Source organism: Ekhidna sp., from assembly GCF_965247405.1.
Classification (GTDB): domain Bacteria; phylum Bacteroidota; class Bacteroidia; order Cytophagales; family Cyclobacteriaceae; genus Ekhidna.
On the sequence record NZ_OZ252014.1, the window covers coordinates 2,012,732 to 2,039,103 of the forward strand.

General features: G+C 39.5%; 24 protein-coding genes. 9 read left to right on the forward strand and 15 right to left on the reverse strand.

The window, feature by feature from the left end:
- The first annotated feature begins 30 nt into the window (after nucleotides 1–30).
- Nucleotides 31–1,227, forward strand: a complete 1,197-nt coding sequence (locus tag ACP14Y_RS09095; protein ID WP_424962648.1) for a sodium:calcium antiporter — start codon at nucleotides 31–33, stop codon at nucleotides 1,225–1,227.
- A 3-nt stretch (nucleotides 1,228–1,230) separates the two neighbouring features.
- Here ACP14Y_RS09095 and ACP14Y_RS09100 read toward each other — a convergent pair whose 3' ends face one another.
- Nucleotides 1,231–1,548, reverse strand: a complete 318-nt coding sequence (locus tag ACP14Y_RS09100; RefSeq protein ID WP_424962649.1) for a Rieske (2Fe-2S) protein — start codon at nucleotides 1,546–1,548, stop codon at nucleotides 1,231–1,233.
- Nucleotides 1,549–1,626: 78 nt separating this feature from the next.
- Here ACP14Y_RS09100 and ACP14Y_RS09105 point away from each other — a divergent pair, with 78 nt between their 5' ends.
- The 6 genes from ACP14Y_RS09105 to ACP14Y_RS09130 all read left to right on the forward strand — a co-directional run bounded on the left by ACP14Y_RS09105 (nucleotide 1,627) and on the right by ACP14Y_RS09130 (nucleotide 5,835).
- A complete protein-coding gene (locus tag ACP14Y_RS09105; RefSeq protein WP_424962650.1) occupies nucleotides 1,627–2,715 on the forward strand; it encodes an aminotransferase class V-fold PLP-dependent enzyme in 1,089 nt (362 codons plus the stop codon).
- Between the two features lie 44 nt (nucleotides 2,716–2,759).
- A complete protein-coding gene (locus ACP14Y_RS09110) occupies nucleotides 2,760–2,888 on the forward strand; it encodes a hypothetical protein (protein ID WP_348279558.1) in 129 nt (42 codons plus the stop codon).
- Nucleotides 2,889–3,191: 303 nt separating this feature from the next.
- Nucleotides 3,192–3,554 (forward strand): hypothetical protein, encoded by a 363-nt coding sequence (locus tag ACP14Y_RS09115; RefSeq protein ID WP_424962651.1) that lies wholly within the window; start codon nucleotides 3,192–3,194, stop codon nucleotides 3,552–3,554.
- A 3-nt stretch (nucleotides 3,555–3,557) separates the two neighbouring features.
- On the forward strand, nucleotides 3,558–4,244 hold the full coding sequence (locus ACP14Y_RS09120) for a hypothetical protein (protein WP_424962652.1): 687 nt from the start codon (nucleotides 3,558–3,560) through the stop codon (nucleotides 4,242–4,244).
- 141 nt (nucleotides 4,245–4,385) lie between these two features.
- Nucleotides 4,386–5,153, forward strand: a complete 768-nt coding sequence (locus ACP14Y_RS09125) for a sensor histidine kinase (protein WP_424962653.1) — start codon at nucleotides 4,386–4,388, stop codon at nucleotides 5,151–5,153.
- 22 nt (nucleotides 5,154–5,175) lie between these two features.
- On the forward strand, nucleotides 5,176–5,835 hold the full coding sequence (locus ACP14Y_RS09130) for a response regulator transcription factor (protein ID WP_424962654.1): 660 nt from the start codon (nucleotides 5,176–5,178) through the stop codon (nucleotides 5,833–5,835).
- A 396-nt stretch (nucleotides 5,836–6,231) separates the two neighbouring features.
- Here ACP14Y_RS09130 and ACP14Y_RS09135 read toward each other — a convergent pair whose 3' ends face one another.
- The 4 genes from ACP14Y_RS09135 to ACP14Y_RS09150 all read right to left on the reverse strand — a co-directional run bounded on the left by ACP14Y_RS09135 (nucleotide 6,232) and on the right by ACP14Y_RS09150 (nucleotide 11,916).
- Nucleotides 6,232–7,695, reverse strand: coding sequence for a M28 family metallopeptidase (locus ACP14Y_RS09135; protein WP_424962655.1), 1,464 nt, complete (start codon nucleotides 7,693–7,695; stop codon nucleotides 6,232–6,234).
- Nucleotides 7,696–7,803: 108 nt separating this feature from the next.
- Complete coding sequence (locus tag ACP14Y_RS09140; RefSeq protein WP_424962656.1) at nucleotides 7,804–8,979, reverse strand: thiolase family protein; 1,176 nt, start codon at nucleotides 8,977–8,979, stop codon at nucleotides 7,804–7,806.
- A 31-nt stretch (nucleotides 8,980–9,010) separates the two neighbouring features.
- On the reverse strand, nucleotides 9,011–11,392 hold the full coding sequence (locus ACP14Y_RS09145; protein WP_424962657.1) for a 3-hydroxyacyl-CoA dehydrogenase NAD-binding domain-containing protein: 2,382 nt from the start codon (nucleotides 11,390–11,392) through the stop codon (nucleotides 9,011–9,013).
- Between the two features lie 29 nt (nucleotides 11,393–11,421).
- Nucleotides 11,422–11,916, reverse strand: coding sequence for a MarR family winged helix-turn-helix transcriptional regulator (locus ACP14Y_RS09150; RefSeq protein WP_424962658.1), 495 nt, complete (start codon nucleotides 11,914–11,916; stop codon nucleotides 11,422–11,424).
- A gap of 89 nt (nucleotides 11,917–12,005) precedes the next feature.
- Between ACP14Y_RS09150 and ACP14Y_RS09155 the strand changes: the two genes are divergently transcribed.
- Nucleotides 12,006–12,563, forward strand: a complete 558-nt coding sequence (locus tag ACP14Y_RS09155) for a hypothetical protein (protein ID WP_424962659.1) — start codon at nucleotides 12,006–12,008, stop codon at nucleotides 12,561–12,563.
- Here ACP14Y_RS09155 and ACP14Y_RS09160 read toward each other — a convergent pair.
- A complete protein-coding gene (locus tag ACP14Y_RS09160; RefSeq protein ID WP_424962660.1) occupies nucleotides 12,560–13,174 on the reverse strand; it encodes a DUF4136 domain-containing protein in 615 nt (204 codons plus the stop codon). The two genes, ACP14Y_RS09155 and ACP14Y_RS09160, sit on opposite strands and share 4 nt — an antisense overlap.
- A 106-nt stretch (nucleotides 13,175–13,280) precedes the next feature.
- A complete protein-coding gene (locus ACP14Y_RS09165) occupies nucleotides 13,281–14,522 on the reverse strand; it encodes a cystathionine gamma-synthase family protein (protein ID WP_424962661.1) in 1,242 nt (413 codons plus the stop codon).
- Nucleotides 14,523–14,660: 138 nt separating this feature from the next.
- Here ACP14Y_RS09165 and ACP14Y_RS09170 point away from each other — a divergent pair, with 138 nt between their 5' ends.
- Nucleotides 14,661–15,131 carry an Lrp/AsnC family transcriptional regulator gene (locus ACP14Y_RS09170; protein WP_424962662.1) on the forward strand — a complete coding sequence of 157 codons (471 nt, stop codon included), beginning with the start codon at nucleotides 14,661–14,663 and terminating at the stop codon, nucleotides 15,129–15,131.
- On the opposite strand, the gene ACP14Y_RS09175 is transcribed toward ACP14Y_RS09170, so the two are convergent.
- From ACP14Y_RS09175 to ACP14Y_RS09210, 8 genes are all read right to left on the reverse strand, one after another.
- Nucleotides 15,108–16,916: a tetratricopeptide repeat protein gene (locus ACP14Y_RS09175; protein ID WP_424962663.1), complete on the reverse strand. Its 1,809-nt coding sequence runs from the start codon at nucleotides 16,914–16,916 to the stop codon at nucleotides 15,108–15,110. The two genes, ACP14Y_RS09170 and ACP14Y_RS09175, sit on opposite strands and share 24 nt — an antisense overlap.
- Nucleotides 16,917–17,295: 379 nt before the next feature.
- Nucleotides 17,296–18,972 (reverse strand): Ig-like domain-containing protein, encoded by a 1,677-nt coding sequence (locus ACP14Y_RS09180; RefSeq protein WP_424962664.1) that lies wholly within the window; start codon nucleotides 18,970–18,972, stop codon nucleotides 17,296–17,298.
- A complete protein-coding gene (locus ACP14Y_RS09185; protein ID WP_424962665.1) occupies nucleotides 18,969–19,841 on the reverse strand; it encodes a class I SAM-dependent methyltransferase in 873 nt (290 codons plus the stop codon). The genes ACP14Y_RS09180 and ACP14Y_RS09185 overlap by 4 nt, the downstream gene beginning before the upstream one ends.
- A complete protein-coding gene (gene mnmG, locus ACP14Y_RS09190) occupies nucleotides 19,841–21,706 on the reverse strand; it encodes a tRNA uridine-5-carboxymethylaminomethyl(34) synthesis enzyme MnmG (RefSeq protein ID WP_424962666.1) in 1,866 nt (621 codons plus the stop codon). Before mnmG ends, ACP14Y_RS09185 begins: the two co-directional genes overlap by 1 nt.
- A gap of 61 nt (nucleotides 21,707–21,767) precedes the next feature.
- Nucleotides 21,768–22,187 carry an rRNA maturation RNase YbeY gene (ybeY, locus tag ACP14Y_RS09195; RefSeq protein WP_424962667.1) on the reverse strand — a complete coding sequence of 140 codons (420 nt, stop codon included), beginning with the start codon at nucleotides 22,185–22,187 and terminating at the stop codon, nucleotides 21,768–21,770.
- Nucleotides 22,187–22,591 (reverse strand): ATP-binding protein, encoded by a 405-nt coding sequence (locus ACP14Y_RS09200; protein ID WP_424962668.1) that lies wholly within the window; start codon nucleotides 22,589–22,591, stop codon nucleotides 22,187–22,189. The genes ybeY and ACP14Y_RS09200 overlap by 1 nt, the downstream gene beginning before the upstream one ends.
- Nucleotides 22,581–25,970 (reverse strand): hypothetical protein, encoded by a 3,390-nt coding sequence (locus tag ACP14Y_RS09205; RefSeq protein WP_424962669.1) that lies wholly within the window; start codon nucleotides 25,968–25,970, stop codon nucleotides 22,581–22,583. Before ACP14Y_RS09205 ends, ACP14Y_RS09200 begins: the two co-directional genes overlap by 11 nt.
- A 40-nt stretch (nucleotides 25,971–26,010) precedes the next feature.
- Nucleotides 26,011–26,367 carry a hypothetical protein gene (locus tag ACP14Y_RS09210; protein WP_424962670.1) on the reverse strand — a complete coding sequence of 119 codons (357 nt, stop codon included), beginning with the start codon at nucleotides 26,365–26,367 and terminating at the stop codon, nucleotides 26,011–26,013.
- Between the last annotated feature and the right edge of the window lie 5 nt (nucleotides 26,368–26,372).

Sequence of the window (26,372 nt, forward strand, 5' to 3'; positions counted from 1 at the left end):
CATTTACAACATTGAACGAATAAAATATACATGGGCATAATCATCCCTTTACTGCTAATCACGTTTTGTTGCATAATAATCTGGAGAGCCGGAGATGGCTTCATGACTGCATCCGAATATATTGGTAGAAACCTCTCTGAAGGCGTCCGTGGAGCCACAATCAACGCGATCGCAAGTTCAATGCCTGAAGTTTTCACTTCTCTTTTCTTCCTCTTCGTGCTCTCAGATGCTGAGGGGTTCTCAGGGGGAATTGGAACCACCGCAGGTAGCGCTATTTTCAATGGAATGGTAATTCCTGCAGTTGCCGTGCTTGCTGTAATTGGTATGAAAATGACCAAACGGGTGGAAGTTTCAAGAAAAGTGCTTTTAAGAGATGGCATTGCCCTGATCATTGCAGAACTGATCTTCTTAATTCTAATTAGTGGGTCCACCTTACATTGGTATCACGGAATGCTGCTAATGCTTGTATACGTGGTGTACATCGTGTACATGTTTGGCACGATGAAAAAGTCAGAAAAGGAAGAGATGCTAGAAGGAGGACAACTAAACGAGGAAGTTTTTGAAAGTCCTGAAGAACCTCAAGGCCCATTTTTGAAAGGACTCGTTACTTTCGATTTGGAGCGTGTTTTCATTGGCAACAATGCAATCAGCAATATTCGAGCATGGTCGTTATTGGTTTTCTCAACGGTTGCTATTGCCCTTGTTTGCTATTTCCTTGTACTGGCTTGTGAGTGGGTGGGTTCTGAAACCTATCATGTAGCCGGACTTGGTGAATTTGATGGACTAAATATACCGGTCATGTTCGTGGCTTTGATCTTAGCATCAGCTGCCTCCAGTTTTCCTGACACCATTATATCCATCAAAGACGCGAAAAGAGGTCAATATGATGATGCAATCTCCAATGCCCTTGGGAGTAATATTTTCGACATATGTTTTGCGCTTGGTTTCCCGCTTTTCATTTTTACGATTCTCAATGGGCCTATCCATATGCCTCCGGAGTTGGTGGATCTAAGTAGTGAACTACGATTCTTACTTTGGTTGCTGACTGTTCTAGCTGTTATCATTTTTACAAGCGGTTCGTACTTCGGCAAACGAAAGTCTTACCTGCTTCTTAGCATCTATGTTCTTTTCGTTTTGTATATCGTGGGACGTGGATCAGGAAATGAAATCGCACAAAGCATTGCGGACTGGTTAGTCGGGGTAGTCAAATTTTTCAGAATCGGGTAAGCCTTAGCAATCAATAAAAAGCCCACCTTCATTTAAGTGGACATAATATCTTTTCATTGATTTGCACCTTCTGTTTGCTTCCTCTCCGGATTTCATGTTGAATCGATAGGTGTGCAATGGACATACGATTTCATTCAAGTGGTTGGTGTTCCCTTGATGCAGTTTGGCTCCCATATGCGGGCATGCATTATCAAAAGCAAAGTATTCATTTCCCTTTCTCACGAGACATACCTCTTTCTCACCCGCTCTGATTAATTTCGGTGCTCCATCTTCAAAATAGGCTTCTGCCTTTTGTTTAGAATCCAATATCTTGAAAGTCATACAGTAATTATAACTATGAAATGCCAGCGTCAAAAATTTTTGCTTCAGCGTAAGAACGCATACCTAAACTGTGCTTACATGTCTCCGCTAATGAAACAGGTGGAAAAAGCTGGTATCAAAGGATTGAAAACGAAGAGAAATCCTGTCAAGGTTTCAGTAGATGATTTTTTCCATGAGAGTGAGCAGGTTAGAGGAGCTTATTCCAGACTGATTGAAAACGACGATCCAAACAGGGTTGTAATTATTCCTTCCGTATCCTATGGTTTAGCCAATGTGGCTCAGAATCTGCCTTTCAATGATGGAGAGATTCTTTTGGCGGAGGAGCAGTTTCCAAGTAATGTCTATCCATGGGTGCGACTAAAAGAAAAGGGCTTTACCATTAACGTCGTTTCTCCTCCACAAAGTGATAATCGAGGTGAGAGTTGGAATGAAAAAATTTTAGATGCGATTAATTCTAAAACCAGAATGGTTGCTGTGGGTCATATCCACTGGTCTGACGGAACGCTTTTTCAGTTAAAAACAATCCGAGAAAAACTAGATGAGGTAGGAGGGCTGTTGGTTATAGATGGTACTCAGTCAATAGGTGCTTTGCCTTTTAGTGTAAAAGAGATTCGTCCTGATGCACTGGTTTGTGCTGGATATAAATGGCTGATGGGGCCGTACTCCATTGGCTTGGCTTATTACGGGTCTGCCTTTGATGAAGGACGGCCGATTGAGGAAAACTGGATAAACAGAAAGGGCAGTGATGACTTTGGTAACCTTGTAAATTATCAAGAAACATACCGCGAGAAAGCACTTAGGTACGAGGTAGGGGAGCATAGCAATTTTATTTTAGTGCCTATGATTCATCAAGCCATCAAGCAGCTACTCAGATGGTCTCCAGAAAATATCCAACAATATACACATGATTTAATGGCAGATTCAATTACTGAAATGACGGCAATGGGGTACAGAGTTGAAAATGCGGCATGGCGAGCCAATCATCTGTTGGGTGTGCGGCTTCCTTCGGGTGTAGAACTTTCGAGGGTTCAGCAGTCACTAAAGAAACATCGGGTAAGTGTAAGTTTTCGGGGGGACTCCATCCGGATTTCACCAAACATTTATAACGATGAAATGGATGTAAGAAAATTGCTGAAAGCGATGAAAGAACCTATCTTCGCATCATAAAGCTTCATTAGTTAGGAAGCAATAGCAATAAAACAGAATAGAAAATGAACTTAACGAATCCAGCAGTAACCGAAGGCGTTAATATTTTTGTAAATATTGTGATCTTTTTAGTGGCGTTCGCGCACGCCCTGGCATTTGTAAACGCACGAAAAGAAAATCAGAAAAAGAATTAATCTTTTTCTTATTCTACGTGATCTCCTTTGTGTTTGCTCACTGCTTTGTTTGGCAAAATAAACGGGCAAAGAATTGCCAATACAAACAGTCCGATAATTATTCCTAGCATTGCCATTTTCTGATCATTTTTTATATGAAGAGCAAATATAGTTGCTTCTTCATTTTTGATCTAATTTCTTGCTTTTTCATCCCCCAGCACTACCCACTTTTGGGTATTTTTCGATCCTTTTCTTTCTGTCTCCTTTGATTAATATGGAGATCACGCTACCATTGTCTTCAAACCAACTAAACCTTTATAGAAAATGGCTAAAAAAAATGTAAGAAAGATTGGCAAGAAGATGAAGAAGTCTGAAGCCAAGAAATGGGTAAAAAGATACCAGAAAGAAAACCCTGACGCAACCTTTGGGTGGCTCTATGGAGATGACATTCTAGAGACTTTATTGAAATATAAAGGATGTGAAGGCATCTGGTTCTTCAAAGGAATCAATGATGATGGAGAGGAACGACTTGTTTTGTTTCCTGCAGATGAAGATGGGAACATCCTCAATAAAAAAATGAAGTCTTTGGGTGCGGCGGTAAAAAGTAGTTTAAGAGATAATAACTTCGATGATCCGGCAGATAATGGATCCCCGTGCCCTCCAAATTGTCCTGGTTTTGGAAGCTAAAAAATGAATTTAACAGATTTTTCAGAACTAATTTCACAACTAGGAAGATATACTGGCATTCCGGGGATAGTTTATTTTGCTTTTTTTCCAAAGAAGCTAAATCATGTCTCCGGTATTGTCTTTCTTATCCTTTTAGTTAGTTTTCTGTCAGATTTTTTAGGTTATGGCTATGCCAAGTATATCTACGCCAACAATCATGGGTTTATCAATACTTGGCACTTATTTAATTGCCTGCTTGCAGGATGGTTTTACTTGAGAATTTTGCCTGAAAAAAAGAAATTTTTGATTGCTGTGCTGATTTCTTTTGTTGTAATCTCAGTGTTGTCATTCTTAGTTTCTTACTCATTCTTCGAAGTAAATACTATTGTTTCAACCTCTGGGGGTATGATTATAATTATCTTTTCGGTAATATCATATCTTCAATTACTCAAAAACCCTTCGATTAAACTATCATCTCTACCCGTATTTTGGATAATCACCTCTCTATTCGCTTTCAGTTCAGTAATGCTCTTAATTTTCTTGTTCCAGAATTATTTGATTTTCGATCTTCAAATAACTCAAGAAGGATTTGCCTCGATTACTACGCTGATCAATGTCGCCAACATCACCAAAAACTTTATTCTCTTCTACGCGCTTGTCCTGATAGATAAGGGCTATCCAGATACTTTAAAACCTGCCAAAGCCGCATGACTGAAGTTATTGTAAATATCGTGGTGTATGGAACGGTCCTCATTTTTGCTGGGGTGCTTTGGTTTTTAGTAGCATTTTCTAAAGCATATAACTCGAAAAATTCTTAGTTTAAGTATCGACCAGAGCTTGAATCAATAAATATTGGAAGGTAAAATCATCTTACTCGTTATCATAGGCACTATTGGTGTCATGCTCATGGCATTTTCGGTCGTATTTTTTGTGTTGCTCTATCGACGCAAAGTGCTTGAAAATGAATTGGAAATGCAGTCCATTAAAACAAAGCATCAGGAAGAAATGCTTTCCGCTACGCTCAAATCCCAGGAAGAAGAAAGAAACCGACTGGGAACTGAACTTCATGATGGTGTTGGGGCTATGCTTTCGTCTATTAAGCTCAATCTGCAAGTGGCTAACAAGAAAAACGATGTGAGCCAGTTAAAACCTGTACTTGGACACCTGGATGAAACCATAACGCAGGTGAGAAATATCTCTCATCAGATGATGCCCATTATTTTAAAAAAATATGGGATTAAGCGTGCGATTGAAGATCTTTTCGGCAAAACCACTAATTCTTCGTTAAGCTTATCAATCACGAATTGGGTAGATCCACCGCTGGATGAATCGCAAGCCTTAATGCTTTACCGAATTGTGCAGGAGTTAGTAAATAACTCACTAAAACATGCAGACGCATCTGTTGTGGAGCTTTCTATTAGAAAAGAGAAATCAAAAATCATCATTTCCTACGTTGATAACGGGAAAGGATTTCCAGAGAACGTCCTCCAAAACAGTGATGGCATTGGCTTATTAAATGTTAAAAACAGGGCCCAAACAATTGGTGCTAAGCCCATATTTTACAACGAGGAGAAGGGCGGAGCTAAAGTAGATTTGGAATTAGAAGCTTCGATTGATTAATTTGATCACTCAACCGAGTGAGATGAGTCAACCAGATAAGCTAGATATTTTGGTCACAGACGACCACACGCTATTTCGTCGTGGTACTATGATGCTTTTACAGTCCTTTGATGAAGTGGGGCATGTCGAGGACGCGGAAAATGGGAAGGAAGCATTGGATAAACTTGGTGAAAAACATTTTGATCTGCTTCTGCTGGATCTGGAAATGCCCGTGATGGACGGCTGGGAAGCTTCCAAAAAGATCACTGCAAAGCATCCAGATGTTAAGATCATCATGATCTCCATGCATGATTCACTTCAAATCATCTCTGATTTGATCGAGATCGGTGTTCACAGCTACTTGTTGAAGAATGCCGAGCCTGACGAAGTACATAAGGCTATCATTTCGGTGGTTAATAACGATTTTTACTACAATCAACTCGTTTCCAAAGCGCTACATAAGAAAGTGCAAAAAGATGGCCTCAATAAAGGTGTGGCCAGACGTGCAGATATTAGTCCACGAGAAATTGAAATTCTACAATTGATTTGCCAGGAACTCACCATGAAGGAAATAGGTGAAAAACTATTTCTAAGCGAACAGACCGTGCACACTCACAGGAAAAATCTGATGAAAAAAACCAAGGCAAAAAATGCTGTCGGGCTGGTAAAATTCGCATTTCAGAACGGAATTGCATCGTTTTAGTGCCTACCCACTTTTGGGTATTCTACTACCTAGAATAGGGTAAATCTTCATTTTACATTTGTTTATAACAGCCTGTTTTTCAGTGGGTTACTAAGTTTTTAAATCCTTGGGTACCCAAATAGCAGATTTTGAGAGTAGCCTTATGCCTAATTTCATATTGTCATTTATTACAAACAATAGATGATATGCTCTTAGGTTGATGGTTAATCTATGAAGATACCGGGAGTCCAAGGTTTTCGCTTAATCCTTTGGTTTGCCAACTATCTCACTCACATAGTGGACTCCCAGGTATTTTCAAATAAGAAATTTTAGTAAAATCCAGGTACACCACTAATCCCTGTAAAATGACAAAAGGCCCTAAAAAGGGCCTTTTATCGTTTATATGTAGATTGTCTTTTATTTATACAACGTCTTTCCTGCATCATAGTATTTATCACCTTTCACCCAGAAAGGAGCCTTTTTTGCATTGCCAATCATACGGCAGGCATATACATAGCTTCGAAAGAATTTTTCCAAATAAGCGTAATCCAGCGTATTCGGATTATCCGCTGGCTGATGATAGTATTTAGTAATCTCATCATCAAACGCTGTGAATCCCATTCCAAAGGTTGGAGCTGGAATTCCTTTTACTGCAAACCGAACATTATCTGATCGATCAAAAAGCCCTTGCTCGGGTGCTGGATCATCAGTCGCTTCAAGTCCGAATGCTTTGCATGCTTCTACAATCATGTCATTAGCAGTTGTTCTGTTCAAACCAATAATGGTTGCTTTTGAAGTGTCGTTATACCCACCATTGTCTGAATTGAAACAATAAACCATTTTGCTGAGCTCAACTGGTGAGTTGTCAACAAAGTACTTGCTCCCGAGTAGTCCTTTTTCTTCACCTGTAAACAAAACAAACAGGGCAGACCTTTTGGTGGGGTTTTGCGCAATGCTTTTTGCTGCCGATAACACAGTCACTGTTCCGACTGCATTGTCTCTTGATCCATTATAAATGCTGTCGCCATTTGCGTCTGCTTGTCCAATTCCTACATGGTCATAATGGGCAGAGTAGACAATGATTTCATCTTTCAACTTAGGGTCAGTTCCTTCTACATACCCAACCACATTTTGAGAGACAAACTTTTCATTCTCCATATCCCCAACAAGAATTGATGCAGGCCTTTTCGAGTCAAGGAATGAAGCATCATCAGCAGATCTGTTTAACCAAATATGTGTTATCCCCCCTTCATCATCTCCTTCATCGATAGCTACCCGTTCTCTACTCAAGTAGCGAACTAAAAAATTCCATGGAATTTGCGTTGAGCTATAAAGCTCTACAAGTGCAAGACCTCCTAATTCTTTTACGCGATCTCTCTTTTCACTTGATAATGTAAACCACTCCTGTGGGCTTTGGCTTTCGCCATCACCACACAAAGCAAAAACAACTTTTCCTTTTATATCTTCCTCGGTTAGTTGATCTGGTAGTCCATATTCTGCAAAATGAAATGGTTGATCAAAAATACTTTTATAACCTTCAATAATGACTAAATCTTTCTCCAGCTCAAGCTCTGTTTTGCCCACCTTCACAACACCAATTTTTCTTGGCATAATTTTCTTCATTGGTACTGGCTGCATGAATGACTCCATTCCTGGAGCCATCTCTACGCCATATTCCAAAAACCGGCTTTCAATATATTTAGCTGCTATTTTTAAACCTTCAGAAGGAGTATCTCTTCCCTTCAATTCGTCAGAAGCAAGAAAGCCAATGTGACTTTTTATTATGGCCTGATTTGTGGATTTCTCTGCAAGCTCTTTGTCTGTTTGCGCGACTGACAAAAGTGAAGCGGTGATTAATGCTAGTGATAAGATGTTCTTCATAGTATTGGAATTTTAGCACAAGATAATGGCTTGGTCATTACCTTCAAACATAAAAAAGGCCATCCACCTGTCGATGGATGACCTATTCATTTATAACCAATTCTTGGGCTAGTTCAGGAATTCATAAATACCTGCTACTCCCTGGCCTCCACCTACGCAGGCGGTCACCATGCCGTACTTTCCTTTTCTTCTTCTCATTTCATTGAATAGCGAGATGGAAAGCTTTGCGCCCGTACACCCAAGTGGGTGGCCCAATGCGATCGCACCACCATTCACGTTGAGCTTGCTTGTATCCAAATCAAGGCCTCTAATCACACCCAGAGATTGAGCGGCAAATGCTTCATTTAACTCAATCAGATCAAGATCATCTTGCTTTAAGCCTGCCTGCTTCAATGCCTTTGGAACTGCTTCGACCGGACCAATTCCCATAATTCTTGGGTCTACACCTGCGGCCGTATAGCTGATCATTTGGGCAATTGGCTCTAGGTTATGCTCTTTTACCATTTTTTCGCTCATCACCATCACAAAAGCAGCACCATCTGAAGTAGGTGATGAGTTTCCTGCGGTTACCTGCCCACCTTGTTTGAACGCCGGACGAAGTTTTTCCAAGCCCTCCATTGTGGTGTTTTCTCTAACACACTCATCAGTATCCACGACAAATTCTCTCTTATGTCTTTTTCCATCTTCACCAACATAGGTCTCTTCAACAGCTACAGGAACAATCTCATCCTTGAATTTTCCTTCTTTAATTGCTTTCGCTGCTTTTTGATGTGATTCCATCGCAAACTTGTTGGAGTCTTCTGCAGAAATGTTGAAATCCTTAGCAACCTCCTCTGCGGTAAGGCCCATATTCAAATAATATTCCGGATGCTTTTCTGCAATCTTCCAATTCAGTGCTGCTTTGTATCCCATCATTGGTACCAAAGACATGGATTCCGTTCCTCCTGCAATGATACAATCAGCCGTTCCCGAGTGTATTCTGGCACATGCCAAGTGTATTGCCTCCAGTCCAGATCCACAGTATCTGTTGATGATCATTCCCGGAACAGAGATTGGCAAAGAAAGAAGTGAAATGTATCGTCCCATCTGCAATCCTTGCTCCGCTTCGGGTATCGCATTACCAACGATTAGGTCATCCACACGTGTGGCATCAAAGTCTTTGATCGATCCTACCAGATGCTTGATCACATCTGCGGCTAAATCATCCGGGCGGTAAAAGCGGAAGCCTCCTTTTTTGGCTCTCCCAACCGCCGATCTATATCCTGCTACTATATATGCATTCATCTTTTTAGTCTTTTAGTTTTTATAACAATTCTCAGTTCCTCAAAGGCTTGCCTTTGAATAAAATGCTCTGGATTCTTTCCAAAGTTTTTGGCTCTCCGCAAAGACTTAAGAACGCCTCACGCTCCAGGTCCAACAGGTACTGCTCAGAAACTTCTGTCGGCGCAGAAATATCTCCACCTGCCATAATCCACGCCAGCTTCTGACCGATCTTTTTGTCGTGATCAGAAATGTAGGATCCATATTTCATTCCTTCGATTCCAGCGTAAAACATTGCCAAAGCGGCCTTGCCCTGAACCTTCACATTGTCTCTTGGAACCGGCTGAGTATATCCTGCATCTGCTAAAGCCAACACTTTTTCCTTTGCGTCAGTCAAAAGTCGGGTTCTGTTAAGTGTAACTTCATCGCTGGCCCTTACGATGTTCATTTTTCTAGCCTCTGCGGCAGAGGTAGCCACTTTAGCTGTTGCAATGTTCATGAAGTATTCCTGAAGTGTGTTCAACTCCGGGTCTCCTGGGGTGAACTCATCAGCCGCCCGTAAGGTCATCTCCTTGGTGCCTCCTCCTCCCGGAATCAGACCAACCCCTACTTCTACCAAACCAACATATGATTCAGCATGTGCCTGAATTGCATCACAATGAAGGGACAACTCACAACCACCACCTAACACTAGGCCTGAAGTTGCTGCAACAACCGGAACACTTGAAAAGCGTGCTTTAGTCATCGTGTTTTGGAAAGTTCTGACCATGAGGTCAATTTCATCGAACTCCTGATCAACCGCATACATGAAAAGCATAGCTAGGTTTGCTCCCGCAGAAAACTGCTGGCCCTCATTTCCGATCACCACTCCACGATAGTCCTTCTCGGCCATCGTAATTGCAGTGTTGATGCCTTCGATTACATCTGCATCCACCGAGTTCATTTTAGTATGGAACTCCAGGTTTAGCACACCGTCTCCAATGTCGTAGATAGTAGCACCCGGTTTTTCCCATACTATATTGTTTTCCTTAAATGCGTCCAGGAAGATCAAGCCCTCTGTGCCAGGTACCACCTTGTAAGATTTGGACGGAATGTCATAATACATCTTTTTACCTTTCTCATAGGTATAGAAGCTTTCGAATCCCGCATCCACCATTTCTTGTACCCATGATGCTGGTTCTTCACCGGCCTCCTTCATCTGAGCAAGAATGTCTTTCAATCCCATCGCATCCCAGGTTTCGAACGGGCCCATTTCCCACGCAAATCCAGCCGAAACAGCCTGATCAATTCGGAACAATTCATCCGCTATTTCAGGAATTCGATACGTGCAGTATTTAAAAAGGTCAAAGAAGGTTTTTCTGTAAAAATCGCCTTCCGGGCCTTTAAGTGAAATAGCAATTTGCAGTCGCTTGTTTAAGTCTTCTATGTTTTTGGTTTTGTCTAGAATATCAAGCTTTGATTTTTTCTTAGGCTCGTACTCGAACGTTTTTAGGTTAAGTTCAAGAATCTCTTTTTTGCCATTCTCTTTTACCTTTTTATAAAAGCCTTGCTGGGTTTTATCTCCCAACCACTTTCGATCATGTAGTTCCTTGACAATTTTTGGAAGTTTAAACCGATCCTTTGACTCGTCTTTGTCAAGAGCGGCATATAGGTTATTAGCCACATTCACTGTGGTATCCAACCCAACTAAGTCAGATGTTCGGAAAGTGGCTGATTTTGCTCGGCCGATTACCGGTCCTGTCAACTTATCAATTTCTCCAACCGAAAAATCTGTGTCAGAAATGGCATGCATACCAGACATCATTGAATAAACACCGATTCGGTTCGCAATGAATGCCGGCGTGTCTTTACACAACACGGTTTCTTTTCCCAGATAAAGGTCCCCATATTTCATGAAGAAGTCCACAATCTCCGGATCTGTCTTTTCCGTCGGGATTATTTCCAACAATCTTAGATATCTAGGAGGATTGAAGAAGTGAGTACCGCAGAAATGCTTTTGGAAATCTTCACTTCTACCATCCAACATTAAGTGAATAGGGATACCCGATGTATTGGAAGTAATAAGTGTTCCCGGTTTTCTCTCTTTTTCAACTTTTTCAAAAAGTGACTTTTTAATGTCAAGGTTTTCTACAACTACCTCGATGATCCAGTCCACATCTTTGATTTTGGATAGGTCATCATCAAAGTTGCCCGTTTCAATCAATCTGGCTTTATCCTTATCATAGAGTGGTGAAGGATTTGATTTGATGGCTGTTTGAAGCGCATCGTTCACCAGTTTATTTCTGGCTGCCGGATTGTCTTTGTCTTTATCATCCAAATCTCTGGGTACAATATCAAGCAAAACGACCTCCACTCCGATATTCGCAAAGTGGCAGGCTATTCTTGATCCCATTATTCCAGATCCTAAGACTGCTGCTTTCTTAATGGTTCGTTTCATATTTAGGTTTATGTATTGACGATTTATTATTAATGATTTTGTACGAGTCCAGCATTTGCAAATTCTCTTGAAATTTGCTCTGCTATTTTATTAAACAAAGAAGGGTCCTCAACAATTTCACTTATCTCCTGGGCAACCTCAAAGAAGGTATTTAAACGATCTTTATCGACAAGTGATCTGATCTTAGCATTAAATTCTCTGACTGCTCTTCTGGATAACTCTCTTTTCTCCTTTCCAATATCAGATAAAAATATTCGAACGGACCTTCCATCTGTTGGGTCCTTTTCCCGATAAACCCAGCCTTTCTCTTCCATAGCTTTAAGCATCCGGGTGAGGCTTCTTGATTCCATCCCAAGAAGTGGAGCTATCTTAGTTGCCGGAGTTCCATTTTCAACATCTATATTTAGGAGCACAAAGCCAGTAGAGGCGGTGATGTCATACTGAGATCCAAATTGATTGTACATTCTGGAAATACTGTGCCACAGTCCTTTTATATTGTAATCGACCGTTTCTTCTCTTTTCATAAGCGCACTATATAATTCAAATATAGCAAAATTTGTTATGCATGCATACTATTTTTCGTCGCTCATGCTTTTACTTTTAGATTTGAGATATGAGCGATAATAGAATTCCCAAAGACTTTTATTCGTTTGAGACTAATGCGCCATTTGAGCAATGTATCGAATGTGAAAAATATCTGCTGGATGATGATACCGAGTATATCATTGAGAAAGCAATAAAGAATTATGAGGGTTATTCAGCACAAGATGTGGTATTCGATTATGCCATTTGTATGGATTGTGCTGAAAAAATGAGAAAGGAGATTTCCAAAGAGTCTTGGGAAAAGATGATGAAGTACTTTCAAGATAACATCGATATTCAATCGAGGCTGGAAATGCAGGAGAAAACTCCGAAGGATAATCTTAGAAATTGCATGATAAAAAAAACCGGGGTTGAGGACTGTAGCGAATATCAGATTTATGCTCATTGCAAGGGAAAAAGCCTAAATCTTGATAATCCTCCATATATGATTTCTGGAGAGGTAATGGAGGAACTGCTTCCGCTGCTGTCGAACAAAACAATTGATGAAATGAATGGCTTTATGAATAAACATTTCTCACCGGATCCATCCTTAATGGAACCGACTCCACCGAGTGTGATTTTGCTTTAACTGCTTTCACTGAAAGCAAGGATTTTATACTCATCAAGAATTTGAATAACCGCTGATTTCATTACACGTTCGTTTCTTTGAGCGTCCGTACCAAAAACACCTGAGGCATAACCCTGCCACACTGTTTGGTTTCTTTTTCGATCCAGAAAGGAAATAAGAATGGTCCCTTCTCTTAGACTGTATTTGATTTTGTCATAGTCTTCTTTCAAATGAGGAGCATACGTCTCCCTCTCATCATAAGTACTTGATAATGAATCATCGCTCATTGCAAGTTTGTCTTTTGAAAAATTATGTCTTAACCAAGCGCGAAACTCTGGTTGCGAATATCCTCTGAAATTCAGCTCATCAAAGAAAATGGAATAAACGACAACCAAATCTGGCCTCCGATCTCTGTGCCTGTAGCCCCATGCCTGTAGTATTCCTTTCAGGCTGCTTTCTACAATTTCTTTATCCTCTAAAACACCAGCAAAGCTTTGGTTAGAGGCAAAATCAAATGTTTTATATCTGTGAAATTTTCCGTTGTAATTGTAGTCTGAATCTACAACGTAATCATACGTAGAGCAGGAGGTGATACTCCAGATTATCAAGAATGACAGAATAAACTTTTTCATAACTAATAAAATTACAAAAAAGCAATTTTGTTTTGAATTACCTAGCCATAATAAAAATGGTATGTCAGCTATCTTTCAAAACTTTCTATCAGGAAGGTTCGAATACTTATGATTCCAAGGCCTGCTTGATATCCCAGATTAAATCTTCAGCATTTTCCACACCTACCGATAGTCTTACCAAATTGTCTGAAATACCGAATTTTTTTCGATCTTCTGGATCTACCCCTGCATGAGTCATTGTAGCCGGATGCTGTGCTAAAGATTCGGTACTTCCCAGGCTGACAGCCAGTTTGATCAATTTCAGGTTATTTAAAAATTTGAAACTTTCCTTTTCTCCTCCTTCAAGAATAATGGAAAGCATAGCTCCCGCTGAAGTGTATTGCTTTTCGAAAATCGTATGCTGACGAGTACCTGGCTTTAGAGCTCCGAGATAATGAATGGTCTTCACCTTTGGATGATCCTTGATTTCTTCATATACACGTGCTGCATTCCTGGCTTGTTGCTCCATTCGAACTTTCAATGTTTCTAAACTTCGTAGCAGCAACCAACCCGTCCAGGGTCCGGCCATATTTCCAAGAAACGTTCGCATTTCTTTTATCATGGAGATGTGTTCCTTACTTCCCAGACATGCACCAGCAATCACATCACTGTGACCACCGATGTATTTGGTTGCGGAATAAAGCACCAGGTCTGCACCATACTTTAATGGATGCTGCCAAAGCGGACCCATATATGTGTTATCCACAGCTACAACTGGTCGTTCTTCCCCGTTTTGAAATTTATCAGCTATGGAGCGGCACATTTCCAGATCTACCAGCTGATTTGTTGGGTTAGCCGGCGTTTCAACGTAGACCATTTTCAACTTATCTGCATGTCCAGAATCCTGAATTAATTTTTCAATTTGCTCCTGGCTGTCCAACGGATCAAAACCCAGAATGTGGATCCCAAATTTCGGAAGCACGTGTTTTACAAAATGATCCGTACCTCCATAGATAGGGTTGCTATGTACAAGCAGGTCACCTGGCTCCAAAAATCGAAGCAGGGTGGTAGTAATTGCTCCCATTCCACTTTCAAAAACTGCAGCATCTTCGGATTGATCCCAAAGTGTCAGCCGATTTTCCAGGATTTCAAGATCTGGATTATTTAATCGACTATAGATGAGTCCTAGTTCTTCTCCTTCATCTTTTTCCCTAAGGCCATAGGCCTGCTCAAAAAACGCTTTCCCATGCTCAGCACTTCGAAAGACAAATGTTGAGGTTTGAAAAATCGGTGGCTTAATTGCTCCTTCTGACAATTCAGGTTTGAAACCATATGACATCATCAAACTTTCCGGACTCATCTTTTTCATATCGTGTAATTTGTTTAACTAAGGTGATTGATTTGTCCATCAATTCAAACATGAACAGAAAAATCATCTAAAATTTATTACTAAAGTTTATGTATTTTCTATATTGGTATTAATTAGTAGATAGATGAAGAAAATGTCATGGATGATTTAGATAAGAAACTTGTTCAATTACTTCAACAAAATGGAAAACTTACTATGAAAGAATTGAGTGCTGAGTTGGGACTAAGCATCACTCCCATTTATGAGCGCTTGCGTAGGTTGGAAAGAAAGGGGTTAATCACTGGATATCATGCTTCTGTAGATCCTAAAAAAGCCGGGTTTGGTTTTGAAGTGTTTTCCTCTGTTACACTCGAATCACATAAGTCTGATTATTTAAGAGAGTTTGAGGTTGAGATAGCAAAATTCAATGAAGTAATGGAGTGCTATCATTTGGCGGGGACATTTGATTTTTTAGTGAAAGTACTGGTTCGTGATATGGATGAATACGCTGAGTTTGTGAATCGGAAACTGGCCAAGCTAAACAACATCCGCCTGGTTCAAAGCATGATGGTTTTGAAAAAGATTAAGCAAACAGCGGTGTTACCACTAGTTGATGAAGTCTCCCCGTAATCTTCTGAATCGCTTTCGCGCCTCTGCCACATACATACTTCCCGGATAATCAATCAGGAATTGTTGATATAACGTTTTGGCTTGCTCAATATCTTTGATGTGAAAGTCGAAAATTTCCGCTTTTTTGAAAGCTGCATCATCCGCTAGAATATCATAGGAGTAGGCTGTAAGGATTTGATCGAGGTAATTGATCGCTGAATCATGATTTCCTGCTTCAAGTTCCAATTTTGATTTTAGCCAATAGATCTCATCTGTTATAGAGTGATGCATATACTGATCCAACATTTTGGTGAGGCGATCATTAGCTTCCGCTTTTTTGTTTTGAAAAATCAGCAACTCAATGTTTGCAAATTCCTGCATTACCGCATCTGTGGTATCAAGTGCAGTGTTATCAGTTATCAGCATTCCGAGCGCAATAGCATCATTCGAAATTTCCCTTGTCGTATTTTTCTTTAGAATATCGAGGTGACCTTTTGCCAGGGCAAAATTACCTGTGAAGTAATGGAGCCGAGCGTTTCTGAGTTTAGCGTCATAACCTAGCTGGTGACTTTTATATGCTTTTTCAACCTGAGAATAAAGAAGAGTTGCTTCCCATGGTTCACCTTTCAAGAGGTAGATATCACCTAGATCCAATTTGCTTTTTGATATGAGCTGAATTCCAGCTCGAGGATTATCAACCAGTTGATTTAAAAGCCTGGCAGCCAAATCAATTTCATCCAGATAAAAGGCATGAAGTAATGCCTTGCTTCGAAGTGCATCGAATGCTGTTTGAGATGGATAGAGCTCGGTATATAATTGTTGATATTGATTGGTCAGCTCTCTGATTTCCTCCTGATTGATGGGATAAATGTTCTTGATCTTTTCTTCTTTGGCTTCCATCCACAATCTTCTGGCGTATTGGTAATTTCTGGAGTTTGGATAGGTAGCAGCAACATACCTGAATATTTCCTCCGCATCTTCATAAGACTGGTTTTCTAAAGCGATCCTACCAATACTCATGGTTCGATCTCCCGGTCTTTCGTTTCGTTTGTCTATTGCTCTGGCCTGGATGAATGCACCATAGAAATTTTTTCGTTGCAACTCGACCCAGATCAGAAGCTCAGCAAATTTTGTGTCATCCGGATCTTCCTGCATTTTTCTAATGAGCGTAGATTCCAGTTCATCCAATTCTTCTTCTTCCTGAATAAAACTTTGAAGCAGATTTTTAATGTAGCTCAGTCGGTTGGGACTATCGGATGCATAATTTAGGTACTCCTCAATCATCGCTGACTTATCGTTGACCATGCGATAAATAGAAGCGAGCTCCAATGCATGAACCGTCGGATTATTTCTTATTTCCCGAGAATCTTTGAAAAATAAAATTGCTTCATTGTAGAGTTGTTCATTGGCCATGTACTGAGCCAATATTCCTAATTGAAAGGGATTTGATCTGGATTGCTTTCTCAGATCATCAATAAATTTCTCGAGCTTTTCAGTATCTCCGGATTCATTGTAAACGCCTGCAAGGCTCGCATGGAATTGGAGGTTTGATGGAAAAGTTTTAATCGCTTTCTGGAGAAATTTTTCTGCATCATCATAGGCTCCTGTCGATTTAAGTAATATGAGGTAATTGTTAGCAATCAACTGAAGATTATATGGATTTGCAGTAAGCTCCTCGTATATGATTTGTGCCTTTTCTAATTCACCTTGTTGATAATATTCATTGGCCAATTGAATTTGATCGTGCTGCTGAGCGATTATCAAATTGAATGGAATAAATAAGTGAATAAGAATTTTTCTAAACATACCGAGATGATTCAACATATATACATACCTATATTATATATATAAAGTTTAATTAAATACTATTCTTATTATTAGGGCTGTGGATACGTGGATAAGATTGTTAAATATTTTTTGGAAAATAAGATTGTTTATAAGGTCTGTCTTAACTAATCCAACTTCACAAGGTATCAACATCTAAGTATTTGAAATAAAGTATTTTATGATTTATTGTAGATAAGTAATTGCAATTGATGTGAATAGAAATTTTAAGAATATGATTTAAGAAATTGTCTATAACCTTGATGTTGTTGGATGTTATTATTTATTGAATGAGTGGAATAGCTTAAAGTATCTGTTCAATTCAACTTATCCACTATAAAGTATCAAGTTATTAACAGGTTTAGAAGCTTATACTCATCTCAACAACCCAGTTTTCGCGTATGGATATTTCTTCAGGATAAAGAAATACATCCTCTGGTTGTTTGTTTTCTAAGAGATTACCATAACTCCATTTACCATCTTCATTACTGTCGATGAGCACCCTAATCTGATAGGTGTCGGGTTTGATGGATGTGAAGTTTAGGTTTTTTTCATTTTTCCTTTGGTACTTCACTTTACCCGATTTATCTGTCAGTTGAATGGTAAATGATTTCTTTTCAGTTTGAATAGCTAATTGTAGGGTTCCTGATGGTTTAGATTGAGGCTTTTGAAGGATGATCGTTTTTAAGGATGAGGTATCATTTTCAACAGAGAGAAACATATTCTTTTTCATTACAATTTCCAGGTTTCTCTGACCTGTCCTTTGTTGGTTTTTTTGAGTTGAGTCGCTGGCTGCAGTGTCTTTTGGGATTGACGCTTCAAATGCTTGAAGTAAGGAGTCCTTGTCTATCTGCAGTCTTAAATTCAATTCTGTCCGATTCGTATTCCACTCAAGTTCTACTGGTGGGTAGAATGAAAAGATGCTATCAGCTTGGATAATTATACTATCTGCATTTAGTGATTTTATGGGTTTGTTGAATTTAATAGCAAATAATGGATTGTTTTTAATTTCTATTTTGGAAGGAACCGAGTATGAAAATCCTGATGGCTTCCTATTGGATTCAAGAAATACATATTTGAGTGTATCTACAATTTGATTACCCAAGCTGTCACTTGCTGTTATATATGAAGTAAGTGAATCCTTATAGTTTAGTTGTTCTGGTTTGTACAAGCGAATAATATCATTGTTCTCGCCAATAAGATTGTGCGGTAAGTATTCAGGTGTTAGTGTATAATTATCGACCTGCTTATTGAATTTGATTTCAACATATCTCCCAGTCGGCCTGGTATTGATAAGTTGTATTGGTTTGACATTCTGAAGAACAGACCTCATTTTGGGAAGTGCTAAAGCGGAATCAAGTTGAATTGTATCAGATATAAAACCATGTGCTTCTGTTTCAGGATCCAACATGAAGTTGTTGTTGTCATCGTTAAATGAGATGATTTTATACTTACCTTGTTTGATGTAATTTAATGTGTAGTTACCTGAGTCATTAGCTGTAGTAAAATACATAGGACTATCCGCGAAATAGTCCAAGGTGTCTGAATACGGATATAAGGATACAACATAACCTGCTCCAGGCTCTTGAGTCATCAGTTCTTCTACAGAACCACTAACAGACATGCTATCAATGAATGGCCCGGTACTAAATGCTAATGCTAAATTGACTACAGGATTTTTTTCAGTGATATCTGTTACACCATTTGCAAAGTTAAAATAATACGTAGTAGAATCTTCTAGAGCCTCATCTAACTTAAGAACAAGTTTGTTGCGTTTGACTATGGACTTGTATCTGATATCTGTTTTAGGTGTGATGATTAATTCTTGTTGAATTTTATCTGCATTGATGTACTCAGAGAATTCAAGCTCAATTAACTGGTCCTTGAAATTGGTAGTGCCCGATACGGGGATAGCATTGATCAATACGGGTGGAATGGTATCTTTTGGTCCACCTGTTGGTCTTCCTGGATTAGCACATTTGTAGAATGCTGTAGTTGAAAGAAGGGTAATGATTATTAGCCGGAGAACGTATTTCATTTCTTGAAGATGTAAATCAAGCTTGAGTAATCGTTTGTTTTGATTGCCTTATTATTGGAATTGAGACCTATTTTCAATGCATTCAACAAGTTGGATTTGCCTTTGTATTTTTCACTCAGCATGGAAACGTAGTATGAATCAAACTTCATAGGTAATGTATGAATCAATCTCAACTTGAATTTCGTAGCAAATGATTTTATAGATTCCTGATCAAAATGATACAGATGTCTTGGTACATCATATCCCGCCCAGTATTCTTTGTAGAATGCTGCATCATACGATTTATGATTTGGTAAGGCAATAATAAGGTGCCCGTCTGTAGCTAGTTGTTTCTTTAGTGTCTTAATGGTTTTGTTAAGTTCTGATACATGTTCAATCACATGCCATGCAGTGATGATATTAAATTGGTCCTTATGGTTTTCAATTCTGTCTAGAAGCTTATCTGGATTTTTAGAGGATGCAATGTTCTGGGCATCCTTGTCTGGTTCATATCCATAAGCATGCCAACCTTTCTTATTTGCTGTCTTTATAAAATCACCAGTTCCGCATCCATAGTCTAGAAGAGAACCTTGTCCTCGATTGAGCTTATCAATCAGTTTGACTTTTCTTCTTATGGTGTATTTACGTACCAGCTTGTAGATAAAGTTGATTAGGGAATTTCCCTTATCAGTATGCGAAATGTATTGATCACTTTGGTAGTAATCTGGAAGTGCTCCTTGCTCTGGTCTAGGATTCGTAAAGACCAGGGAACATTTCTTGCATTTGACCAAGGCAAAACTTTCTCCTGATACAGAGTGATCATCACAAATTAGATGATTTGTGAATTGGGAGTGTTTACATACAGGACACTCTTCAAGCTTCTCGTACATTATCTACCTAGATAAACCATTAGTACTGATACATCTGATGGAGATACGCCACTTATCCTGGAAGCCTGACCCAATGTCTCCGGTTTTATTTTAAGTAATTTTTCCTTTGCTTCTGCAGAGAGAGATGGTAGTTTATTGTAATCGAAAGATTTCTTGATTCTGAGATTTTCAAGATTGTTCATTTTCTGTGAGTTCTCTTGTTCTCTTTGAATATAGGTTTGATATTTTATTTGAATTTCTGCTTGCTCAATAATCTCTGAGTTGTATATGTTCAGTGTTTCTTCAGCTTCTTTAGAGAATATCTTAAAGTCATATATGGATATCTCAGGTCTTTTAAGAATGGTAGCTAATGATGACTTATCCTTAATTGGTGCAGAAGATAACGATGATAGCTTATCCTGAACATCATTCGGTTTGAACTTTGTGTTTTCTAGGAATGACATCAAGTCTTTTGTTTCTTGTATTTTTTTATTGACTTGCACCATTCGGCGGTCATCTGCTAAACCCATCTTATGGCTTTTCTCAGTCAATCTAATGTCCGCATTATCCTGTCTTAGCAGTAATCGAAACTCTGCTCTTGAGGTGAACATACGATAAGGTTCTTCAGTACCCTTATTTATTAAATCATCTATAAGTACACCAATGTAGGCTTCATTTCTTTTTAGAATGAATGGTTCTTTCTCATCAACTTTAAGGTGTGCATTTATCCCGGCTATCAAACCCTGGCATCCGGCTTCCTCATATCCGGTAGTACCATTGATCTGTCCTGCGAAGTATAGATTCTCAACGAGCTTGGTCTCCAACGTATTTGAAAGCTGCGTTGGTGGGAAGAAATCATACTCAATCGCATAGCCTGGCCTGAACATTTTCACACTCTCAAAACCAGGTACTTTTTGTAATGCTTTTAGCTGCACTTCTTCTGGCAGAGAGGTAGAAAAACCATTCACATAGATTTCAATGGTATTCCACCCTTCTGGTTCAACAAATATTTGATGTCTATCCCGCTCTGCAAACCGATTAATTTTATCTTCTATTGATGGACAATACCTTGGTCCAAGGCCTTGAATCCTTCCAGTAAACATTGGAGACTGCTCAAACCCCGTTTGTAGTATTTCATGAACTGCAGGATTTGTGTAGGTAATATGGCAGCTTCTTTGTTGACTTAAAGGTCTGGATGATTCTAAGTAGGAAAACTTGCCTGGCATTTCATCGCCTTCCTGTTCTTCCATTTTCGAATAATCCAACGATCTACCATCGACTCTGGGTGGTGTTCCCGTTTTCATTCTACCAGATTCAAACCCCAATTCTTCGAGTTGTTCTGTAATACCAGTTGCAGCTCGTTCCCCGGATCTACCACCCCCAAACTTCTTTTCCCCAATATGGATCAATCCATTTAAAAACGTACCATTGGTTAGTATGACTGACTTGGCTTTAATGTCAAGTCCCATTCCTGTTTTTACGCCTACTGCCTTCCCATTTTTCACAATGATTCCACCAACCATTTCTTGCCAGAAGTCTAGGTTATTGATTTTTTCTAATGCAAGACGCCATTCTTCTGCAAACCTCATTCGGTCTGACTGTGCTCTTGGGCTCCACATAGCTGGTCCTTTTGAACGGTTAAGCATCCTGAACTGAATCATTGACTTATCAGTAATGATACCAGAATACCCACCAAGTGCATCTATCTCTCTAATTATCTGACCCTTGGCTATCCCGCCCATAGCAGGATTACACGACATATGGGCAATGGTATTCATGTTCATGGTTACCAGGAGCGTTTTGGACCCCATATTAGCAGCCGCTGCTGCAGCTTCACAACCCGCATGGCCGGCACCTACTACAATTACATCGTATTCTTGAAGCATAATTTGAATGTTTCACGTGGAACCTTAATAAGATCCACCAGTCAATGTTTCACGTGGAACCTTAAAGTTTAAGCAAAGATAAACAGGCGTCTTCTTTTTCTCTCATCACCTTTTTTTCTTCTTCTGTTTTGTCCCCAAAACCAAGGAGGTGTAAAACGCCGTGAATCATAACTCGGTTCAGTTCGTCAGTAAATGATGCTTTTTGATTTTTGGCGTTTTCTTTCACCCGGTCTATGCTGATAAAAATATCGGACTCTATTACACCTGTCTCTTCCGAATTATCAAAGGTGATTATATCGGTGTAATAATCATGATTCAGATGTTCCCGATTGATTTGTAGTAAGTATTCGTCTGAAGAGAATATGTAATTGATTTCCTCTAAGGAGAATTTGTGTGAGAAAATGATGGATGAGATCCATTGGGTTTGAATGTGAGGATTTGATAGAGAAAAGTCGATATCCTCGCTGAAGAAATTGATCATTATGAAAGGTAGAAGCTTAGCTCTGCTACTCTTCCTTCCTTTTTAAAGGACACTTCGTCGCAAAGATTCTTCATGAGGAAAATGCCACGGCCACCTGGTTTGCTGATATTTTCCGGTAAGGTTGGATCAGGAAGATTGTTATAGTCGAACCCTGTGCCCTCATCCTCAACAATAAATTTGATTTGTGATTCTTCAAGTGCCAACTGAAGATGAACGTTTTTCTTGCTGTCTGATTGATTACCATGGACAATGGCGTTATTTACTGACTCGGTTACGGCAATCATAATGTTACCATAAATGTCGTCATTAAGCTGATATTGATCTTTTGCATTGTCAATAAAGCTTTCAACGATCCTGATGTTTTCAGGGAGTGACGGTATTTGTATTTGAATGTTATCGATCATTCTCTTCTTCTGAACTTAAGCGTCTAAAATAGTCGTTTACTTCTTTTTTATAAAATTGATTTAGCTCCAGCGGGATGGTTTTCAATAATTCAATCTCTTTCTTCTTTAACTCAAGGTATTTTTCAAAGCCCGGAGGTATTTCTCTTGATATAACCGACGGCTGCTGTGATTCTCTTTCTTCATCCATTTCCTGGTCTCTTTGTGCCTTTTCTGCTTCCAGCATGCGAGTCATAATTTGTTTCTGCCGATTGATCAATTGTTGAGTCAATCGTTTATTAACCAGATCTACCTCATTTTGTTCCATCATGTCAATGGCTCTTTTAAGATCGTCTGACCCGGCTCCTCCGCCTGGCTTTCCATCTTGTACTTCTTTCAGCATCTCCATTTGTCGTCGGATCATTTCCTGTTCTGCGGCAAGGCGAGCAAGCTCTTCAGAAAGCTCGCGACCGGATTTTCCTGAACCTTTAAGCTCATTCATTTTTTCACCTAGCTGATTTTGCAACTCCTGAAGATCAGGCATTCCCTGGGGCTGTTTTTTATCTCCTGAGCTTGAGTTTCCCATGGCTTCTGACATGGCCATCTGCATTTGTTGCATGGTGTCGTCTAGAAGCAGGGCCAGGTTGTTGATTGATGTCATGGCAAACTGCTGACTGGATAGCGCACGATTTCTGTTTCTGTCTTTGAGATAATCAATTGCCTCGTCGATGTTTTCGTTTATTGCCCCTACTTCGCGTGTAACATAAGAAGAAATTTGAACAACTTTGGATGCCAGAGATAATAGACTATCCTGGATCACTTTCGCGTCATCTTTCAGTTTGAGTTGGTTTTGAGAGAGTTCCAGAAATCTGGGGTCCGATTGATTAACCTCTCGCATTTCAGTCATGATCTCTTCCTGATTGAATGAGAGCTTAACCAGGTTGTCAAGGATGTCACGGAGTTGATCCAGATTGGCCTGCATCATTTCCATTTGCATACCACCCTGCATGTTGGATAGTTTTTGGCTCAGACTTTTCATTTTCTGAGCCGCATTTTTCTGTTTTTGCTGGATATTCTTTGAAGAATTCTGTTTTTGTTGTTTTTGATTTGGATCGCCGCTGTTGGACTGCTGCTCATCACCTTGCTCAGAAGAGTCTCCATTTTCCCGCTCATTGTTTTGCTTTTCGGACTGTTCTGATTCTTCGTTCATCTGCTCCTCAATTTCCCTTAGCTCTTTTGCAATTTGCCTTTCTTCCAGTTCAAAGTCCTCCATCGCTTCAGGTCGTTTCAACTCCTGATTCATTTCCTGGACTTCATCCATTTTTTTTCGGAACTCCTCAAATTCCTCATTGATATCTTTTTGTGCCTCAGTATCTGTGGGATCGTTTGCGGCTTTCTTTTGCTGCTGGCTAAGTGTGTCTAGTTTTTGAAGGTTTTGCTCTAGCGCACTCTCCATCTTTAATCTCTTGAAAAGCTCTAATGCACGCTCCAGATCACGTTCTAAATTTTGCTCACTTTTTTTCAGCTCATTTATCTGTTCTGTGATTTGATCGGACTGAGCATTTTCTCTCATCAACTCTTTCAGCTTTTCGTAGAGTTCTTTGGTTTCCTCATCCATCAATTGGTTGAGTAATTCCTGCATCTTTTCGTTTTTCTCCTGTAGCTGAGGGCTTTGTTTTTGAAACTTCTGATTGGATTTCAAAAGATCTTCGTGTTTCTTTTTTAGTTCATCGATTTGTTCATTGAGCTTTTCTCTATCCTCAATGACATCATCCAATAGTTTTTTCTCTTGCCAATCAAACTTTTGTTCCGACTTCAGTCTTTCCTCGATCTCCTCTAATCTCTCTGCGATCTCTTCAGCTTTCTTTTCGCTTGAATCGAGTTGGTTTTCAACATTGTCTTGTTTTTTTGAAATTAATGCACTGATTTCATCTTCACTAGGGGATTTTAGTATGAATGATCTGGATCTCGCTTCTTTTGGTCCGCGGACCCCATCGTTATCAAGTACACTTAAGTAAACTTCCAAAGATTCTCCAGCCTTCAGACCGAGGCTATCCAAATTCCAGTGGGCAAAAAAACTTTGACTTCCGGTTGTATTGTTTATTTCAATGGGTATCTGATATCTTTTCTCGGATTCCCCTTTTTGGTAGTTGATATACAAGCCGGAAAAGCCATAGTCGTCAGAGATGGAACCAGCTAACGTTATGGAGCGATAGAGAACAGAGTCTGGGAAGAATTGAGCAGCTATTTCGGGATATTCATCTTTGATTACATCTATACTGTAACCTAATTCTGAAACATTCTGGCCATACTCGTTAAATAGGTCTATGCTATATCCACCTGCTTTGAAAATGCGCTTTTCTACTGAAAAATCGCTGGTGGTTGTGTGCGTTATTAGAGCTTTTTCTTCATTGATGGTGAATCTGGCACTATCTGTTGCGAGTGTTTTTATTTCCCACAAAACGGATGAACCTTCCAGTAAAGTTAAATTTCCGGTATTTTCAATGGTTCTCCTTTTTCCACCGGTGTAAGCAGGCTCTGATACGCGAATGAGCATGGAAACCAGGTCCGGTCGGTCTTTTACTTCAATATTAAATACCTGCGATCTGAATCCGGCTGCTTCGACTTGTATTTGCGTGTTGGATTGAATTTTAGGAAAATCGTATTGAATCTGATTGTTTGTAAGCTTTAGTTGACGATTTTGCCGTTTATCGTCTATGATCAGTGTGGCATATTCTGGGATCTGATCTCCTTCGATCTTTACAGAAAATATGTAGTCTTCACCTCTGAATGCTTGCAATATTTCCTCGTCCAGATGAAATCGGAATGGAGCATTTGGTTGAAATTCCTTTTTAAAGTTTACAATTCGCTTTGGACTATCCGTAATAATAGCCGGATTTATGAAAGAGATAAAGGTGAATCCAATTATCAACAAAAGAAGAATTAAGCCATATTTTTTAACAGGCGAGAAGTCCACTGCCTGAATGAACGAAAGCCGGTTAAATTCAGCAGACTTCTTATCAATCGCAGCAGCTACAAGCGCATTATCAGCATTGTGGCCAAGTTGAAGTGTATTTAACAGCTTATCTTCAATTTCAGGAAAATGCCTTTGAATCTCACTTGCTGCTTGCTCATCTGACAATCCTTTTTTGACATGTAGAATGTTCAAAATTGGCTGAGCGATGAAATAATAGCCTGAGGAAACAGCACAAATCACCAAACCTAAGAATAGAACGGAACGCCCAGTTACACCTAACCAAAACTGATGCTCCAGACTGCTAATTCCCAGAAAGAAAGCACCGTTTATAATCAAAAACCCAAGAATCCCTACGACCAACTGCCGGGTGTAGTATCTTCTCTTAAACGATTCGAGCTTTTCCTTTATCTGTTTTAACTCACTCATTGTTCGATTGTAAACGGACAATTCAAATCAAAGGTGCATCTTACCAACCAATTTCTTTTTTGAAATACTCTAAAATTTGAATTTTCAATAATTTTTCCTGCTCCAATAAATCAAAACGAGGAAGCTTTTTTACTAATTTCCAATGTGGCCAACCTTCTTCGTCCAACCCTTCAAGTTCGTAATATCCAGCCAGAGACAGTACTTTGCATATCGCGATGTGCATGACGTCTTGCTTTTCTTCTTTTGAAAATGACTTGACTCCTTTGCCCAATTCCTGTACACCAACAAGGAAAAGTACCCCATTTAGATCAGCAGGACGCTTACCTGTTACTTCTTTGATTCTGTATAGAAGTTGCACCCATTCTTTTTGTAGATCCAAATCCTTTTTATAAACCATTATTT

Bases quoted from the DNA above. Each gene is read 5' to 3' on its own strand.
- ACP14Y_RS09095 (WP_424962648.1), top strand. From the start codon at position 31: ATGGGCATAATCATCCCTTTACTGCTAATCACGTTTTGTTGCATAATA.
- ACP14Y_RS09100 (WP_424962649.1), bottom strand. From the start codon at position 1,548: ATGACTTTCAAGATATTGGATTCTAAACAAAAGGCAGAAGCCTATTTT.
- ACP14Y_RS09105 (WP_424962650.1), top strand. From the start codon at position 1,627: ATGTCTCCGCTAATGAAACAGGTGGAAAAAGCTGGTATCAAAGGATTG.
- ACP14Y_RS09110 (WP_348279558.1), top strand. From the start codon at position 2,760: ATGAACTTAACGAATCCAGCAGTAACCGAAGGCGTTAATATTTTTGTA.
- ACP14Y_RS09115 (WP_424962651.1), top strand. From the start codon at position 3,192: ATGGCTAAAAAAAATGTAAGAAAGATTGGCAAGAAGATGAAGAAGTCT.
- ACP14Y_RS09120 (WP_424962652.1), top strand. From the start codon at position 3,558: ATGAATTTAACAGATTTTTCAGAACTAATTTCACAACTAGGAAGATAT.
- ACP14Y_RS09130 (WP_424962654.1), top strand. From the start codon at position 5,176: ATGAGTCAACCAGATAAGCTAGATATTTTGGTCACAGACGACCACACG.
- ACP14Y_RS09135 (WP_424962655.1), bottom strand. From the start codon at position 7,695: ATGAAGAACATCTTATCACTAGCATTAATCACCGCTTCACTTTTGTCA.
- ACP14Y_RS09140 (WP_424962656.1), bottom strand. From the start codon at position 8,979: ATGAATGCATATATAGTAGCAGGATATAGATCGGCGGTTGGGAGAGCC.
- ACP14Y_RS09145 (WP_424962657.1), bottom strand. From the start codon at position 11,392: ATGAAACGAACCATTAAGAAAGCAGCAGTCTTAGGATCTGGAATAATG.
- ACP14Y_RS09150 (WP_424962658.1), bottom strand. From the start codon at position 11,916: ATGAAAAGAGAAGAAACGGTCGATTACAATATAAAAGGACTGTGGCAC.
- ACP14Y_RS09155 (WP_424962659.1), top strand. From the start codon at position 12,006: ATGAGCGATAATAGAATTCCCAAAGACTTTTATTCGTTTGAGACTAAT.
- ACP14Y_RS09160 (WP_424962660.1), bottom strand. From the start codon at position 13,174: ATGAAAAAGTTTATTCTGTCATTCTTGATAATCTGGAGTATCACCTCC.
- ACP14Y_RS09165 (WP_424962661.1), bottom strand. From the start codon at position 14,522: ATGAAAAAGATGAGTCCGGAAAGTTTGATGATGTCATATGGTTTCAAA.
- ACP14Y_RS09170 (WP_424962662.1), top strand. From the start codon at position 14,661: ATGGATGATTTAGATAAGAAACTTGTTCAATTACTTCAACAAAATGGA.
- ACP14Y_RS09175 (WP_424962663.1), bottom strand. From the start codon at position 16,916: ATGTTTAGAAAAATTCTTATTCACTTATTTATTCCATTCAATTTGATA.
- ACP14Y_RS09180 (WP_424962664.1), bottom strand. From the start codon at position 18,972: ATGAAATACGTTCTCCGGCTAATAATCATTACCCTTCTTTCAACTACA.
- ACP14Y_RS09185 (WP_424962665.1), bottom strand. From the start codon at position 19,841: ATGTACGAGAAGCTTGAAGAGTGTCCTGTATGTAAACACTCCCAATTC.
- mnmG (WP_424962666.1), bottom strand. From the start codon at position 21,706: ATGCTTCAAGAATACGATGTAATTGTAGTAGGTGCCGGCCATGCGGGT.
- ybeY (WP_424962667.1), bottom strand. From the start codon at position 22,187: ATGATCAATTTCTTCAGCGAGGATATCGACTTTTCTCTATCAAATCCT.
- ACP14Y_RS09200 (WP_424962668.1), bottom strand. From the start codon at position 22,591: ATGATCGATAACATTCAAATACAAATACCGTCACTCCCTGAAAACATC.
- ACP14Y_RS09205 (WP_424962669.1), bottom strand. From the start codon at position 25,970: ATGAGTGAGTTAAAACAGATAAAGGAAAAGCTCGAATCGTTTAAGAGA.
- ACP14Y_RS09210 (WP_424962670.1), bottom strand. From the start codon at position 26,367: ATGGTTTATAAAAAGGATTTGGATCTACAAAAAGAATGGGTGCAACTT.